Below are 13,341 nucleotides of genomic sequence, written 5' to 3'. Positions count from 1 at the left end.
TCCACCGGAGCCTTGTAAACCCATGTCCTTTTTCAAACGCACGGCGCTCGCCGCCGCCTTCACACTGCTCGCCGTGAACACCTCCATTGCACAGACGCCCGCGCCCGCCGCGCTGCCCGACCCCGCGGCCACCTCGGTCGACGCGCTCGGCTGGATGAAGGGCTTTCCGCCCCCGCCCGACAAGCAGATCACCTTCGACAACCCGGTCGGCGGCGTGTTTCCGCGCACGCGCTGGAGCTTCTCGCACGTGCGCGAGACGGTGCCCACGGCCAACGTGTGGCGCGGCAGCGGCACCGCGAGCCCGCTGCCTTCGGCGCCGCGCAATGACATCGAGGCCGTCACCTTCAAGCCTCTGGGCAGCGAAGAGACGGTGACCTTCGCGCAGATGATCCCGCGCACCTACACCGACGGCATCCTCGTGATGCACCGCGGCCGCGTGGTCTACGAGAAGTATTTCGGCGCGCTCACGCCGGAGCGGCCGCACATCGCGATGTCGGTGACCAAGTCTTTTGTCGGCACGCTGGCGGCGATCCTCGCGGACGAAGGCAAGCTCGATCCGTCGGCACAAGTGACGAAGTACCTGCCCGAACTCAAGGACACCGCGTACGGCGACGCCACCGTGCGCCAGGTGATGGACATGACCATCGGCGTGCACTACTCGGAGAACTACGCCGATCCGAAGGCCGAAATTTGGGACTACGCGCGCGCCGGCGGCATGCTGACGCAGGGCCCGAACTACACCGGCCCCAAGTCGTTCTACGAATTCCTCGCGACGCTGAAGAAAGAAGGCGCACACGACGCCGCCTTCGCCTACAAGACGGTAAATGCCGAGGTGCTCGCATGGATCCTGCGGCGCGCGAGCAACCAGTCGCTGGCCGACCTGCTGAGCGAGAAGATCTGGCGCCGCATCGGCGCCGAGCAGGACGCGTACTTCATGGTCGACCGCATCGGCACCGAGTCGGGCGGCGGCGGGTTGAACACGGTGCTGCGCGACCTCGCGCGCTTCGGCGAGACCATGCGCAACGGCGGGCGTGCGCCCAATGGGCAGCAGGCGATTCCGAAAGCCGTGGTCGAAGACATCCAGCGCGGCGGCGACCCCGCCAAGTTCGCCAGGGCCGGCTATGCGCTGCTGCCGGGCTGGTCGTACCGCAACATGTGGTGGGTGTCGAACAACCCGCACGGCGCGTACATGGCGCGCGGCATCCATGGCCAGAGCATCTACGTCGATCCGAAAGCGGAGATGGTGATCGTGCGCTACGCCGCGCACCCGGTGGCGGCGAATGCGGGGAACGATCCGCTCACGCTGCCGGCGTTCCAGGCGGTGGCCGAGGCGCTGATCGCGCGCCCCTGATCCTTCTTCAGCTCAGGTGGCGGCCCGCTCGCGAGCAATGACGAGCAGGCCGTCCATGATGAGGCTCTCGACCAGCTCGAAGTGCCCGTTCATGACGGGCGCCATCTTCCAGCCCGCGCCACCGGTCATGAAGCAGGCCGGCTCGGCGCCGCAGTGCGAGCGCACGTGCTGCACCATGCGCTCGACCGCGCCCGCGATGGCGTAGGTGCCGCCGCTGGTGAGCGCATCGCTGGTGTTGGTGGGAAATTCGCGCACCTCGCCTGTCGGCACATGCAGGCCCGCGGTGCCCGACTCCAGCGCGCGCAGCATGATGCCGTGGCCCGGCAGGATCAACCCGCCGAGGAACCTGCCGCTGGTGTCGATCGCCTCCACAGTGACGGCCGTGCCGATCAGCACCACCACCATCGGCCGCGCCGGCCCTTGCGCGAGCATGCGGTGGCGCGCGCCGATCATCGCCACGAAACGGTCGGCGCCCAGACGCGTGGGGTGGTCGTAGCCGTTGACGATGCCGGCCTCGCCGGCGCTGGACACCACCCAGCGCGGCGCGCAGTCGAAGCGCTCGACGATCTGCTCTTCGGCGCGGCGCCGCAACGTGTCGCCAGCCACCACGCAACCGAGCATGGAGCCCGGTGCGGGCAGGTCGGCCCAGGGCCCGTCGGCCAGGCGTTCGATGTGGTCCAGAAACTCCGCGCCCGAGGCCTGCAACGCGGCGCCCGGATGCGCCCCGTCGTAGAGCGCCCATTTCAGGCGGGTGTTGCCGATGTCGATTGCGAGGAAGGGGGATGCCATGCGCGGGATTATTGCGACTTTGTGGTTATTCCTGCTGGCACGTGCGTCGCATACGCGGCTTGGGCCTACGCGAGCCTGCGGTGTTCCACCGCTACATTCGCAAATTCCATCCACCACGGCACAAGGAGAACACCATGGGATTGCTCAGTTTCATCAAGGAAGCCGGTGAAAAACTGTTCGGCGGCTCGTCGGCCCAGGCGGCCACGCCCGATGCGAACACGGCGGCCGCTGCCGCCATCAAGACCTACATCGAGACACAGAACCTCGGCCTCACCGGGCTCGAAGTGACCTACGCCGCCAGCAGCGGCGTGGTGACCCTCGCCGGCCAGGCGCCCTCGCAGGAAGCCAGCGAGAAAGCCTCGCTCGCCGCGGGCAACGTGGCCAACGTCACGAGCGTGGACAACAACCTGGTCGCCCCCGCCGCGCCGCCCGCGCAGTACCACGACGTGGTCAAGGGCGACACGCTCTCGGCCATCTCGAAGAAGTACTACGGCGATGCCAACAAGTACAACGCGATCTTCGAGGCGAACAAGCCGATGCTGTCGCACCCGGACAAGATCTATCCGGGGCAGAAGCTGCGCATTCCGGCGCTGTGAGCTGACGCTTTCGCGAGCGACCCGAGAAAGGGCCTCCTGGAAACAGGGGGCCTTTTCTTTTTGGCCTCGCAAGGCAGCGGCCAGAGGGCCCGTGAGTGATCGGCTTTTCCCCGGAAACACCAAGGCTGGCAAGCACTTGGGCGCTTAAACTTCCCTCGATGAAACGTAAGTCCGATGCAATTCCATCGTGTCGCGCGCGATGAGCCGACGCGAGCCGACCATCTACGATCTGGCACAGCTGGCCGAGACTTCCGCATCCACGGTCAGTGCGATCCTGAACGGCACCTGGAAGAGCCGGCGCATCGGCGAGGAAACGGCGACACGCGTCCTCGCCCTCGCCAAGGATCTGAAGTACACGCTCAACCGGCAGGCCAGCGGCCTGCGGCGCAAGCGCTCGGGGCTGATCGGCATGCTCATCCCGATGCACGACAACCGCTTCTTCAGCGCCATGTCGCAGACCTTCGAACGGCTGGCGCGCGAGCGGCATCTCTATCCCATCGTGGTCAGCACGCTGCGCGACCCGAAGCTGGAAGCGGAGACGGCGCGCACCCTCATCTCCTACCAGATCGAATACCTGCTGGTGACAGGCGCCTCCGCGCCCGATGCGGTGAGCCGGATCTGCTCGCACCACGGCATTGCGCATCTCAATGTCGATCTGCCGGGCAAGCTTGCGCCCTCGGTCGTCTCCGACAACCGCTGGGGCGCCCGCGAGCTCACGGCGAAGCTCATCGAGCGATCGAAGGCACCGCGTGCCAAGCGGCGCAACCGCTTCTGTTTCGTCGGCGGCATTCCGAGCGACCACAACACGGCACAACGGATCGAAGGCTTCTCCGACGCCATTGCGCAGGCGTTCGGCAGCCTCGAGGGTGCGGACGTGGATGCCTGCGGCTACGAGGCGGACCAGGCCGAAGCATCGGTGCGAACGCTGTACCAGCGCATGGGCGGATTGCCGCGCGGGCTGTTCGTCAACTCGACCATTGCGCTGGAGGGCGTGGTGCGATTCCTCAAGACCCTTCCGCTCGAAGAGGTCCACCAGTGCACGATCGGAAGCTACGACTGGGATCCGTTTGCGACCTGCCTGAGCTTTCCGTTGCTCATGGTGCGGCAGGACATCCCGGGGCTGCTCGGCAAGGCCTTCGAGATCATCGATTCAGGGCGCTTCGAGGCCTCCGAGATCATTCAGATCCGGCCCGAGCTGGTCGAGGCCTGAGCGCGCTGCGCGCGTTGCGTGCGTTGCGCGCGCGCACTGCCTTCCGCCGCTGCGGCACCGAAGCGGCCTGACATGCGGCTTCGGTATTCGCTCGGCGTCATGTGCTTCAGCCTGCGAAAGTGCCGGTTGAAATTGGAGATGTTGTTGAAGCCGACCATGTAGCAGATGCTGGCAACCTGCACGTCGGTCTTGCTCAACATCTCGCAGGCCCTGGCAACCCGGACGTTGATCAGGAAGTCCGTGTAGGTGCTTCCGGTCACCCGTCGGAACAGCCTGGAGAAGGCATAGGCGCTGACACCGGCGCAATCGCCGGCTTTCGTCAACGACAGCCTGTCGGCATAGTTCTGGTAGACGAGCGCCTGCACCCTCTCGACCCGCGGGTCCATGACAGCCTTGCGCTGGCTTCGACCGTCCGGCGGCGATGTCGAGGAGAAGAACCGGCACTCGGGCCACCGGTCCAGGCGTTGCAACAGCTCGGCCAGGGCACAGAAACGGGCGACGCCGGATGTGTCTTGCACGCGCCGAAAGCCGTCGTGCAGGTCCCGGTCGGCATTCAGGAACTCGATGCCGCAGCGATCGCGATCCAGCAGCGACACCGCGCCCTGCAGCTCCGCAAGGAGCTCGGCAGCCTTGTGCATCAGGTCCCTGGCGAAATGGATCACGACACTGCGCTCGTTCACACCGGCCGCCGGCGCATCGAGGGAGACGATGTTGTGGGGAACGCGAGGGCCGATCAGGACGACGGAGCCCGGCTGGAACGCTCCCACATGGTTTCCCACGTAAGTCCGGCCCGACGTCTGGACGACGAGTTGGAGTTCGTACTCGTCGTGGTAGTGCCATCGCTCCAGGCGGGAGGGCGTTCCGTGGACGTAGCAGCCGATGCCGCCGGACGGCTCGCGCCCCAGTTCGACGTTGCGCGCCAGCTCGCTCTCGAACAGGGCGTCGGGCCGGGCGTGAGACGGATCTTCCATCGGAGGTCTTCGAGCGTTGGAGGAACGACCCTGGCAATGGGTGGCGACTACGGTTGCCGCGTGCTTGAACCGGTGCCGCCCGAGGCGATGGATTTCAGCGCGTGCATCACGTCGCGGGTGCCGTCATAGAGCTTGCGGTACTGGGCGTACATGCTGTCGTAGACCGCGCGCCGCGAAGGGTCCGGCACGATGCGGCGCCCGGGCTGCACCCACCGGGAGATGTCGCTGCGCTGCACCACGCCGGCCGCACAGCCCGCCAGGAACGCATTGCCGAAGCTCGCGCCGACCGTCACGGCCGGCACCTCCTGCTCGACCTGCGCGATGTCGGAGACGATCTGCAGCCAGGTATTGCCTTGTGCCCCACCGCCCACGGCGACCACGCGGCGCACCTTCGCGCCGATATCGGCGAAGGCCTCCAGGTTGTGCCGCACGCCGAAACCCACCCCTTCGAGAACGGCCCTGAAAAGCTGCTCCCTGGAATGGGACAGGCTCAGCCCCGCGATCACGCCACTGGCGCGCGTGTCGTTGATGGGGGTGCGCTCGCCGCTGAAGTACGGCAGCACCAGCAGGCCGCCCGCGCCCGGCGCAACCTTGGCTGCGCCTTCGAAGAGCGCGGCGTAGCCGCCCGGTTCCTCCAAGTCGCGCGCCAGCTCGTCCTTGAACCAGCGCGTCAGGCTGCCGGTGGTGCTCATGCCGGCGGCCAGGTTGAATTGCCCCTCGTAGGCCCCCGCCACGGTCCAGACCCGCGGATCGGGCGTCGGCTTGTCCTGCACCAGGACAAAGAACGTGGTGCTTCCATACATCACCATCAGGTCGCCGGGGGCGACTGCACCCACGCTGATCGCCTCGCTCAATGCGTCGACCGCCCCCACGGCCACGGGCGTGCCGACCGAAAGGCCGGTGGCCTGCGCCGCATCCGCGGTGATCTCGCCGGCGATCTCGTCGGACCAGGCGGGGCACGGCAGCGCGTCCAGCGGCACGAAGGCACGATTGAAGCGCTCGTCCCACGTGCCCGTCTGGGGGTTGTACAGGGGCATGTAGTGACTGGCCGTGTGCCGGTCGGTGCAATGCTGGCCGGTGAGGCGCAAGACCAGGTAGGAGGTGGCGGTGGCCAGGTGCGCGGTGGCCGCCCAGACCTCGGGCTCGTGCTTTCGGATCCAGCGGATCTTCGGCCCGATGGCCTGGCTGGTGAGGTCCATCAGCGAGAACTCGCGAATGGCGGCGGCGCCGAACTCGGCCTCGATCTCTGCGATCTCCGCCTCCGCGCGCACGTCCACGCCATAGAGGATGGCGGGCCGCAGCGGGCGCATGTTCGCGTCCAGCGGCACCACGCAGGGGCCGATCGCGCTGACCGCCAGCGCGGCGACGTCATCGCCGCCAAGGCCGGTTCCCTCCATCACCTTCCGGCACAGCGCGCAGACGTCGTGCCACCAGACCTTGTCGGCGTCCTGCTCCACATGCCCGGGATGCGGCAGGCTGATGTCGTGGGGGATCGTGGCGGTGTTGAGGATGCGTCCGTCGAGCGTCGTCAGGGTGGCCTTGCTGCTGTAGGTTCCGACGTCGATGCCGAGCAATGCGTGCTTCATGAATGAGAAAAAGGGGAATGCGAAAAGACGACCGCAGGATCAGCGCACGCGCCGAAGCGAGAAGAGCGTGCCGGCAACCAGGATGAATGCGCCCACGATGACCTTCTGCCAGGTGCTGGGCACACCCGCGAGGATCAGCACGTTGTTGATCAGCGTGACCAGCAGCACGCCCAGCAGCGTGCCCAGGACCGTGCCGTTGCCGCCCGTGATGCGCGCACCGCCGAGCACCACGGCCGCGATCACGTCCAGCTCGGTGCCGACCAGGTCGAAGGGGTTGGCCAGCCGGTTGCTCGAGACGTGAACGATGCCGGCAATGCCCGCCAGAAGGCCCGCATAGCCGAACACGAACATGTGCACCACCCGCAGCCGATAGCCCAGGCGCTCCGCAATGCCCAGGCTTCCGCCGATGGCATACACCGCACGGCCGATCAGCGTGCGATTGAGGATGAACCAGGTGAGGCCCGCGACCGCCGCCAACACGAGCACCGATGCGGGAAGCACGGACATCGCGCCCTCCGCTGTGGCGTGGCGCAGCAATGCGGCGCGGCCGAAGCTGTCCATCGGATCGGGAATCTCCATGAAGAACACCGTGCCGACGAAGGTCAGGAGAAAGCCGCGGAACAGGTACTGCGTGCCGATGGTGACGATGAGCGAAGGCGCCTTGAGCCAGTCGACCAGGCAGCCGTTGAGCATGCCCAGGAGCACGCCACCGGACGCGCCCGCCAGCAGGATCAGCGGCATCGGCGCCTGCGGCCACCAAAGCGTCACCGCCTTGGTGATCGAGTACATGGTGAGCGCCGCGATCGCCGTGAAGGACACATCGATGCCGCCCGCTGCCAGCACGACAAGCACGCCGAGGGCGAAGATGCCGACCACGGTGCTGGAGCGAAGGATGTCGAACAGCATCCCGACCTGGAGGAAGTCGGGGTTGAGAAAGGCCACCACGATCGCGACCGCGGCGATCATCAGCGCGGTGAAGAATTCGGGGCGTTCGCCCAGGAGGCGACGTTGGCGCGCGGGCGTCTGTACGGCCGGCGAGTGGCTGGGCACTGTCGATGTCATGGCAATCTTTTTTTTAGCTCGGGAAGGTCTCCGACAGCAGCGCCCGGTAGAGCGTGCTCTCGTCCAGTTGCCGTGCGTCGAACTGCGAGACGAGCCGGCCTTTCTTCATCAACAGGATCCGGTCGCAGTTCTGCAGCAGCTCGGGCAGGTCGTCGCTGACCAGGATCACGGACAGCCCCTCCTCGGCCAGGCGCTGGACGAGCCGATAGATGATGTCCTTCGACCCCACGTCGACGCCCACGGTCGGGCCGTGCAGGATCAACAGGCGCGGCGCGATGGTGAGCCAGCGGCCGATGAGCACGCGCTGCTGGTTGCCGCCGGACAGGGACTGCACGGGACGCAACACATCGGGCGTGGCGACCTGCAGGTCCCGCACGATGGTTTCGGCCAGCGCCTGGCCGCGTCGCGGCTCCAGCAACCCCAGGCGACCGCGAAGCTTCGAGATCACGACCGAGACGATGTTTTCCTGGATGGATTTGTCGAGGAACAGCCCCTCGCCGAGCCGGTCTTCCGGCACGTAGCCGATGCCCAGCCCGATCGCATCGCCGGGCTGTCGCAGGGTGACCCGCTGGCCGGCAAGTTCGATCGATCCCGAGTCCGCCGGCGCCACGCCGGCCAGTGCATGTGCGAGTTCGTTGCGTCCCGAATCGAGCAGCCCCGTCACGCCGAGGATTTCGCCGCGGCCGAGCACGAACTCGACGTCCGAGAAAGCACCGCGCCGCCCGAGCCCCTGGACCTTCAGGAGCACCGGGCCGTCGGCCGGCGTTGTCCTGTAGCGCTGGGTCGCGATGTCGCGCCCCGTCATGAGACGCGCCAGCTCTGCCTTGTCGAAGGCGGCAATGGGTCCCTGCGCCACCTTCTGGCCATCGCGGAACACGATGACTTCGCCGCCGATGGCGTAGCACTCGTCCAGCTTGTGGCTCACGAAGAGCACCGCCACGCCATTCGACTGCAGTTTGCGCACCACGGCGATCAGGTTGTCGACCTCGCGCTTGGTGAGCGCCGTGGTCGGTTCGTCCATGATCACCATGCGTGCGTTCGTGGCGATCGCACGCGCGATGGCGATCAGTTGCCTTGTCGCGATGGGCAGGGATTCCACCAGCGTGCGCTGAAAGTCGGTGGAGGCTGGAAGGCCGACCGTCGCGAGCGCACGGGAGGCCGTCTGCGCCAGCTTTCGACGGTCCAGCCGGCGCGAAAGCCGCCCCCGGTTCGCAACGAGCTGCTCGGTCAGCCCGATGTTCTCGGCAACGCTCAGGTTGGGCAGGAGCGAGAGGTCCTGGTAGACCGTCTCGATGCCGGCCGTGAGCGAATCCAGGGACGACAGCGCGGCAAAGCGCACGCCGTTGATGCGCAGCTCGCCTTCATCGGGAGGCTGCACGCCCGAAATGATCTTGATCAGCGTGCTCTTGCCGCATCCGTTCTCGCCCAGCAGGTGATAGACCTCGCCGGACCGGATGGTCAGCGAGACGCCCCGCAGCGCGTGCACGCCGGCGAAGCGCTTGTGCACGCCCACCACCTCCAGGAACGCGCCGGTGGCGGCCGTGCCCGCGTGGATGCCGGCTTCGTGTTCGCGCGCGGTGGCGCGCATTTCTTCTGCAGCCTCGGTGGACGTCATGCTTCAGGTCTCGTTCAGACGCGCTCAGAACGGGTATTGCTTGTAGTTGCTCTTGTCCACGTCGACCCAGGCCTGGCCGCGAACGATCACGCCGCGCCCGGGTCCCTTGGACACCTGGACCTTCTCGTAGCCCTTGACGCCCAGGTTCATGCCCGTCTCGGGGCTCTTGCCGTCGAGCAGGAGCTTGGCCATCTTGTTCATGACGATGCCCGCGTCCTTCGGATCCCAGAACGAGATGCCGGTGATGGCGCCGGACTCCAGCAGCTTGGCGGCTTCACCGGGCAGGCCGGTGCCGAAGACGCAGACCTTGCCCTGTTTGCCCGCCTCTTCCACCGCGCGGCCGATGCCCAGCACGTCGAGCGACGACGAGCCCTGGAAGCCCTTGATGTCCGGGTACTTGCGCAGCAGCTCCTTGGTCTTTTCATAGGCCTTGGTCGCGTCGTTGAAGGACTCGTTCTTGGCGGCGACCAGCTGCAGGCCCGCATATTTCTTCGATGCATTGGCAGCGCCGGCATCGGCCCACTGCACATGCGACTGGCTGCCCAGCGACCCGACGAAAGAGGTCCACTTGCCGCTCTTGTTCATGCACTCGGCCATGCGGTCGTTCAGTCGCGCGCCGTAGTCGGCGTTGTCGAAGGCCTCGATGTCGATCTGCGTGTTCTTCTGGTTGTCGGCCTCGTGGGTCACCACCTTGATGCCCTTGTCGATGGCTCGCTTGAGCACCGGCTCGAGCGTCGGGGGATCGAAGGGAACGACCGCGATCGCGCTGACGTTCTTGGCCACCAGGTCTTCGATCACGCGCAGCTGCTGCGCGGCATCGGCCTGGCCGGGGCCGGTCTGGAAGGTCTTGATGCCGGCGTTGTCGGTGCCGAATGCCTTGACGCCATCCTCCATCCGGTTGAACCAGCTGATGCCGGTGATCTTCACCACGGTGGCGATGGTCTGCTCTTTTCCTTGTGCGTGGATTGCACCCACGGCAGTGGCCGCCGCGGCCGCGATCAAAGCGCACGGGATCAGTTTTCTTGTGTTCGTCATCTTTGCTGTCTCCTTGAAAAGTCGCCCTTCGACACACACACCCGGCGCAAGAAGGGATTGCGCCGAGGCCTTCGGTGAATGAACGGATGGATGAATGGCTCGCGGGATCAGCCCCGGCGCGGCAACCAGCGCTTGAACTCGATGCGCGAGGAGGCCAGGAACAGCAGCAGCATCAGTCCCCAGGCACAGTCGCGAAAGAAGTTGGAGATGCCCACCAGGTTGAATGCGCTGGAGAGAACCTGCAAAGCCGTGGCGGAGAAGAAGAGGCAGGTCATGCGGCCATATCCACCGGAGGGCCTCACGCCGGCCATCACTGCAATCAGGATGGTGATGAGCAGGTACGAGCCGCCGTAGTCCCACTTCACGCTGGCGGTACGCGAGGCGATCAGCACGCCGGCCAGCGCAGCCAGCGTGCTGCTCAGGATGTAGGTGGTGAGCAGAATCCTGGTCGGCGAGATGCCGGTATAGCGCGCGGCCTTCGGGTTCGTGCCCATCAGATAGAGCCGGACGCCGTATGCGCTGCGGCCAAGGACCAGACCCAGCAACAGCGTTGCCAGGAAAAAGAGGGCAAAGCCGATGGGAATGCCCAGCACCGTGTCGTTGCCGATGGCCGACAGCGGCTCCACATATCCGAGCCGCACGGCCGAACCGTTGGTCAGCACGACCGCGATGCCGGTGAACAGCAGTTGCGTCCCCAGCGTGGCCAGGATCGGCGTGAGACCCAGGCGTGCGATGAGCAGGCCGTTGACCGCGCCACCCACGATGCCCGTGACCAGGGCCACGACGACGAAGAGCGCAGTGAACAGCACGGGCGCATCGTCGGCCGACACGAAGTGCGGCGCGACCAGCGCCCCCACCACGCCGGCCAGGTTGGCCATGGCGGCGCCGGACAGATCGATGCCGCCGTTGCCGGAGATCATCGTGAGCATCACGCCGATGGCGAGCAGGCCGATTTCGGGCAACTGGCTTGCCATCGACTGGAGGTTGTCGGCGCTGGCGAACTGTCCACGGGACCAGACGGTCGCGACCACGATCACCAGGAGGTTGACCAGCAACAGGAACGAAAGCTGCGGGTCGCGAGGAAGGCCGAACTTCATGATCTGGCGGTGACGCTGCAAGCGGTGGGCCGCAGCGGCACAAGTTGGGTTGAGTGTTTTGCACAATCGATTGTGCAGATGAGCGAAATCGTATGAGGGCATGGCTCGCAAGGCCATCGGGGTTTACCTCATGTGTTCCGCAACCAGCCGGTCTGCCGGCTGCGATCTCTCGATGCTTTCGACTCCACCCGGATGGAGCAGCCGATCGTCGCGGCAGCTACCTCATGTTCCGGGGAGCGAGCGCACCAACGCCCAACTCTGCCTCGCTTTGCCTAGCTCTGCTTCCAGGGCAGCCCGCGCTTGCGCCAGCCGCCGATCTGTCCGCGGTGTCCGCTCTCGTCCGGATTCCCTTCGAAGCCTTCGAGGATGTTGTAGGCCTCCAGCCCCAGCTCGGTGGCGCGCTTCGCAGCCGCGATGGAGCGCACACCGCTGCGGCACAGCAGCACCAGCTTCTTGCCGCCATCAGCCGCAGTGCGGACACCGTCGTCGAACGCCGGGTTCAGCGCCATGCCCGGCCATTGCTTCCACGCCAGCGGCACGGCACCGGGCACATAGCCGACCCACTCGCGCTCGGCATCGGTGCGCACGTCGACCAGCACGGCCTCGCCACTGGCCTGCCATTGCGCCGCCTGCTCGGGCGTCACGTCGCCGGCGTAGCCCTTTTCACCAACGGGTTCAGTCATCTCTTTGCATCCTTCCAATCAATAGGGTTACTTCAGGGGCGGCGGTCGTCTTTACCTGGCCCGATGCCCTCGCCGGATGGTGGAATTTTTCACCAGTTCGTGAAAACCCTGTTTGTCGCGTTTTCGCGCGCGCCAAAGATCGGGCTTGGGCCTGCCGAACATAACGCCAAGAAGGCGGGCAGGGTTTCTTCGGTCAGAACTTGGATGGAGAGAGACAACATGACAGACAGCAAATCACCCCGCCGCCGCAACCTCTTGAAGGGTGCAGCCGTGGCCGCAGGCGCCATGTCGGCGCCGATGGTCAGCATGGCCCAGACCACCTCGCTGCGCTTCCAGAGCACCTGGCCGGCGAAAGACATCTTCCACGAGTACGCCAACGACTTCGCCAAGAAGGTGAACGACATGGCCGGCGGCCGCCTGAAGATCGAGGTACTGCCTTCCGGCGCGGTGGTGCCCGCTTTCCAGCTGCTCGAAGCGGTGAACAAGGGCACGCTCGACGGCGGCCACGGCGTGGTGGCCTACCACTATGGCAAGAACTCCGCGCTCGCGCTGTGGGGCTCGGGCCCGGGCTTCGGCATGGACGCCAACACCGTGCTGGCCTGGCACAACTACGGCGGCGGCAAGGCGCTGCTCGAAGAGATCTACAAGAGCCTGAACATGGAAGTGGTGTCGTACCTCTACGGCCCGATGCCCACGCAGCCGCTCGGCTGGTTCAAGAAGCCGGTGGCCAAGGTGGAAGACATGAAGGGGCTCAAGTTCCGCACCGTGGGGCTGGCGGTCGACATGTTCACCGAGATGGGCACCGCGGTGAACCCGCTGCCCGGCGGCGAAATCGTGCCCGCGCTGGACCGCGGGCTGATCGATGCGGCCGAGTTCAACAACGCATCGAGCGACCGCACGCTCGGCTTCCCCGACGTGGTGAAGAACTGCATGCTGCAGAGCTTCCACCAGTCGGGCGAGCAGTTCGAGGTGCTGTTCAACAAGGGCAAGTACAGCGCGCTGTCGCAGGAACTGCGCTCGATCATCGACTACGCCGTGCAGGCCGCGAGCGCCGACATGAGCTGGAAGGCGGTGCAGCGCAACTCGCAGGACTACGCGGACATGAAGAAGGCCGGCATCAAGTTCTACAAGACGCCCGATGCAGTGCTGCGCGCGCAGCTTGCCGCGTGGGACAAGACGGTGGACAAAAAGGCCGGAGAGAACCCGCTCTTCAAGAAGGTGCTGGACTCGCAACGCGTGTTCGCCGAGCGTGCGCTGCAGTGGCAGAACGACTACGGCGTCGATTTCAAGATGGCCTACGCCCACTACTTCGGAAAAAAGAAGTCCTGAGAGAGATCTGTCGATGA

General features: G+C 66.0%; 12 protein-coding genes. 4 read left to right on the top strand and 8 right to left on the bottom strand.

The window, feature by feature from the left end; translation table 11 throughout:
* Positions 1-22 precede the first annotated feature (22 nt).
* On the top strand, positions 23-1,351 hold the full coding sequence (locus NU688_RS28170; protein ID WP_257864144.1) for a serine hydrolase: 1,329 nt from the start codon (positions 23-25) through the stop codon (positions 1,349-1,351).
* Between the two features lie 12 nt (positions 1,352-1,363).
* Here NU688_RS28170 and NU688_RS28165 read toward each other — a convergent pair whose 3' ends face one another.
* Positions 1,364-2,140: a type III pantothenate kinase gene (locus NU688_RS28165; RefSeq protein WP_257864143.1), complete on the bottom strand. Its 777-nt coding sequence runs from the start codon at positions 2,138-2,140 to the stop codon at positions 1,364-1,366.
* A gap of 134 nt (positions 2,141-2,274) precedes the next feature.
* On the opposite strand from NU688_RS28165, the gene lysM reads away from it, so the two are divergent.
* Both lysM and NU688_RS28155 read left to right on the top strand, forming a co-directional pair.
* Positions 2,275-2,736 (top strand): peptidoglycan-binding protein LysM, encoded by a 462-nt coding sequence (gene lysM / locus NU688_RS28160; protein ID WP_257864142.1) that lies wholly within the window; start codon positions 2,275-2,277, stop codon positions 2,734-2,736.
* Positions 2,737-2,935: 199 nt separating this feature from the next.
* On the top strand, positions 2,936-3,946 hold the full coding sequence (locus NU688_RS28155; RefSeq protein ID WP_257864141.1) for a substrate-binding domain-containing protein: 1,011 nt from the start codon (positions 2,936-2,938) through the stop codon (positions 3,944-3,946).
* Here the strand turns inward: NU688_RS28155 and NU688_RS28150 are convergent.
* From NU688_RS28150 to NU688_RS28120, 7 genes are all read right to left on the bottom strand, one after another.
* The gene (locus tag NU688_RS28150; RefSeq protein WP_257864140.1) at positions 3,916-4,917 is read right to left on the bottom strand and encodes an AraC family transcriptional regulator; all 1,002 of its coding nucleotides are present in this window, start codon (positions 4,915-4,917) and stop codon (positions 3,916-3,918) included. The two genes, NU688_RS28155 and NU688_RS28150, sit on opposite strands and share 31 nt — an antisense overlap.
* A 47-nt stretch (positions 4,918-4,964) precedes the next feature.
* Positions 4,965-6,503: an FGGY-family carbohydrate kinase gene (locus NU688_RS28145; protein WP_257864139.1), complete on the bottom strand. Its 1,539-nt coding sequence runs from the start codon at positions 6,501-6,503 to the stop codon at positions 4,965-4,967.
* Between the two features lie 39 nt (positions 6,504-6,542).
* Positions 6,543-7,565 carry an ABC transporter permease gene (locus NU688_RS28140; protein WP_257864138.1) on the bottom strand — a complete coding sequence of 341 codons (1,023 nt, stop codon included), beginning with the start codon at positions 7,563-7,565 and terminating at the stop codon, positions 6,543-6,545.
* A gap of 13 nt (positions 7,566-7,578) precedes the next feature.
* Positions 7,579-9,180 (bottom strand): sugar ABC transporter ATP-binding protein, encoded by a 1,602-nt coding sequence (locus NU688_RS28135; RefSeq protein WP_374684699.1) that lies wholly within the window; start codon positions 9,178-9,180, stop codon positions 7,579-7,581.
* A gap of 24 nt (positions 9,181-9,204) precedes the next feature.
* On the bottom strand, positions 9,205-10,215 hold the full coding sequence (locus NU688_RS28130; protein WP_257864137.1) for an autoinducer 2 ABC transporter substrate-binding protein: 1,011 nt from the start codon (positions 10,213-10,215) through the stop codon (positions 9,205-9,207).
* Between the two features lie 107 nt (positions 10,216-10,322).
* A complete protein-coding gene (locus tag NU688_RS28125; RefSeq protein ID WP_257864136.1) occupies positions 10,323-11,312 on the bottom strand; it encodes an ABC transporter permease in 990 nt (329 codons plus the stop codon).
* Between the two features lie 272 nt (positions 11,313-11,584).
* Positions 11,585-11,995 carry a rhodanese-like domain-containing protein gene (locus NU688_RS28120; RefSeq protein ID WP_257864135.1) on the bottom strand — a complete coding sequence of 137 codons (411 nt, stop codon included), beginning with the start codon at positions 11,993-11,995 and terminating at the stop codon, positions 11,585-11,587.
* Between the two features lie 219 nt (positions 11,996-12,214).
* Here NU688_RS28120 and NU688_RS28115 point away from each other — a divergent pair, with 219 nt between their 5' ends.
* Complete coding sequence (locus tag NU688_RS28115; protein WP_257864134.1) at positions 12,215-13,324, top strand: TRAP transporter substrate-binding protein; 1,110 nt, start codon at positions 12,215-12,217, stop codon at positions 13,322-13,324.
* Positions 13,325-13,341: the final 17 nt, after the last annotated feature.

The sequence above is a fragment of the Variovorax sp. ZS18.2.2 genome (genome assembly GCF_024701975.1).
Taxonomy (GTDB): domain Bacteria; phylum Pseudomonadota; class Gammaproteobacteria; order Burkholderiales; family Burkholderiaceae_C; genus Variovorax.
This window is presented reverse-complemented; position numbering and strand designations above follow the sequence as displayed.

What these genes read in the sequence shown, in the direction of transcription:
- NU688_RS28170 (WP_257864144.1), top strand. Translation starts at nt 23, where the DNA reads ATGTCCTTTTTCAAACGCACGGCGCTCGCCGCCGCCTTCACACTGCTC.
- NU688_RS28165 (WP_257864143.1), bottom strand. Translation starts at nt 2,140, where the DNA reads ATGGCATCCCCCTTCCTCGCAATCGACATCGGCAACACCCGCCTGAAA.
- lysM (WP_257864142.1), top strand. Translation starts at nt 2,275, where the DNA reads ATGGGATTGCTCAGTTTCATCAAGGAAGCCGGTGAAAAACTGTTCGGC.
- NU688_RS28155 (WP_257864141.1), top strand. Translation starts at nt 2,936, where the DNA reads ATGAGCCGACGCGAGCCGACCATCTACGATCTGGCACAGCTGGCCGAG.
- NU688_RS28150 (WP_257864140.1), bottom strand. Translation starts at nt 4,917, where the DNA reads ATGGAAGATCCGTCTCACGCCCGGCCCGACGCCCTGTTCGAGAGCGAG.
- NU688_RS28145 (WP_257864139.1), bottom strand. Translation starts at nt 6,503, where the DNA reads ATGAAGCACGCATTGCTCGGCATCGACGTCGGAACCTACAGCAGCAAG.
- NU688_RS28140 (WP_257864138.1), bottom strand. Translation starts at nt 7,565, where the DNA reads ATGACATCGACAGTGCCCAGCCACTCGCCGGCCGTACAGACGCCCGCG.
- NU688_RS28135 (WP_374684699.1), bottom strand. Translation starts at nt 9,180, where the DNA reads ATGACGTCCACCGAGGCTGCAGAAGAAATGCGCGCCACCGCGCGCGAA.
- NU688_RS28130 (WP_257864137.1), bottom strand. Translation starts at nt 10,215, where the DNA reads ATGACGAACACAAGAAAACTGATCCCGTGCGCTTTGATCGCGGCCGCG.
- NU688_RS28125 (WP_257864136.1), bottom strand. Translation starts at nt 11,312, where the DNA reads ATGAAGTTCGGCCTTCCTCGCGACCCGCAGCTTTCGTTCCTGTTGCTG.
- NU688_RS28120 (WP_257864135.1), bottom strand. Translation starts at nt 11,995, where the DNA reads ATGACTGAACCCGTTGGTGAAAAGGGCTACGCCGGCGACGTGACGCCC.
- NU688_RS28115 (WP_257864134.1), top strand. Translation starts at nt 12,215, where the DNA reads ATGACAGACAGCAAATCACCCCGCCGCCGCAACCTCTTGAAGGGTGCA.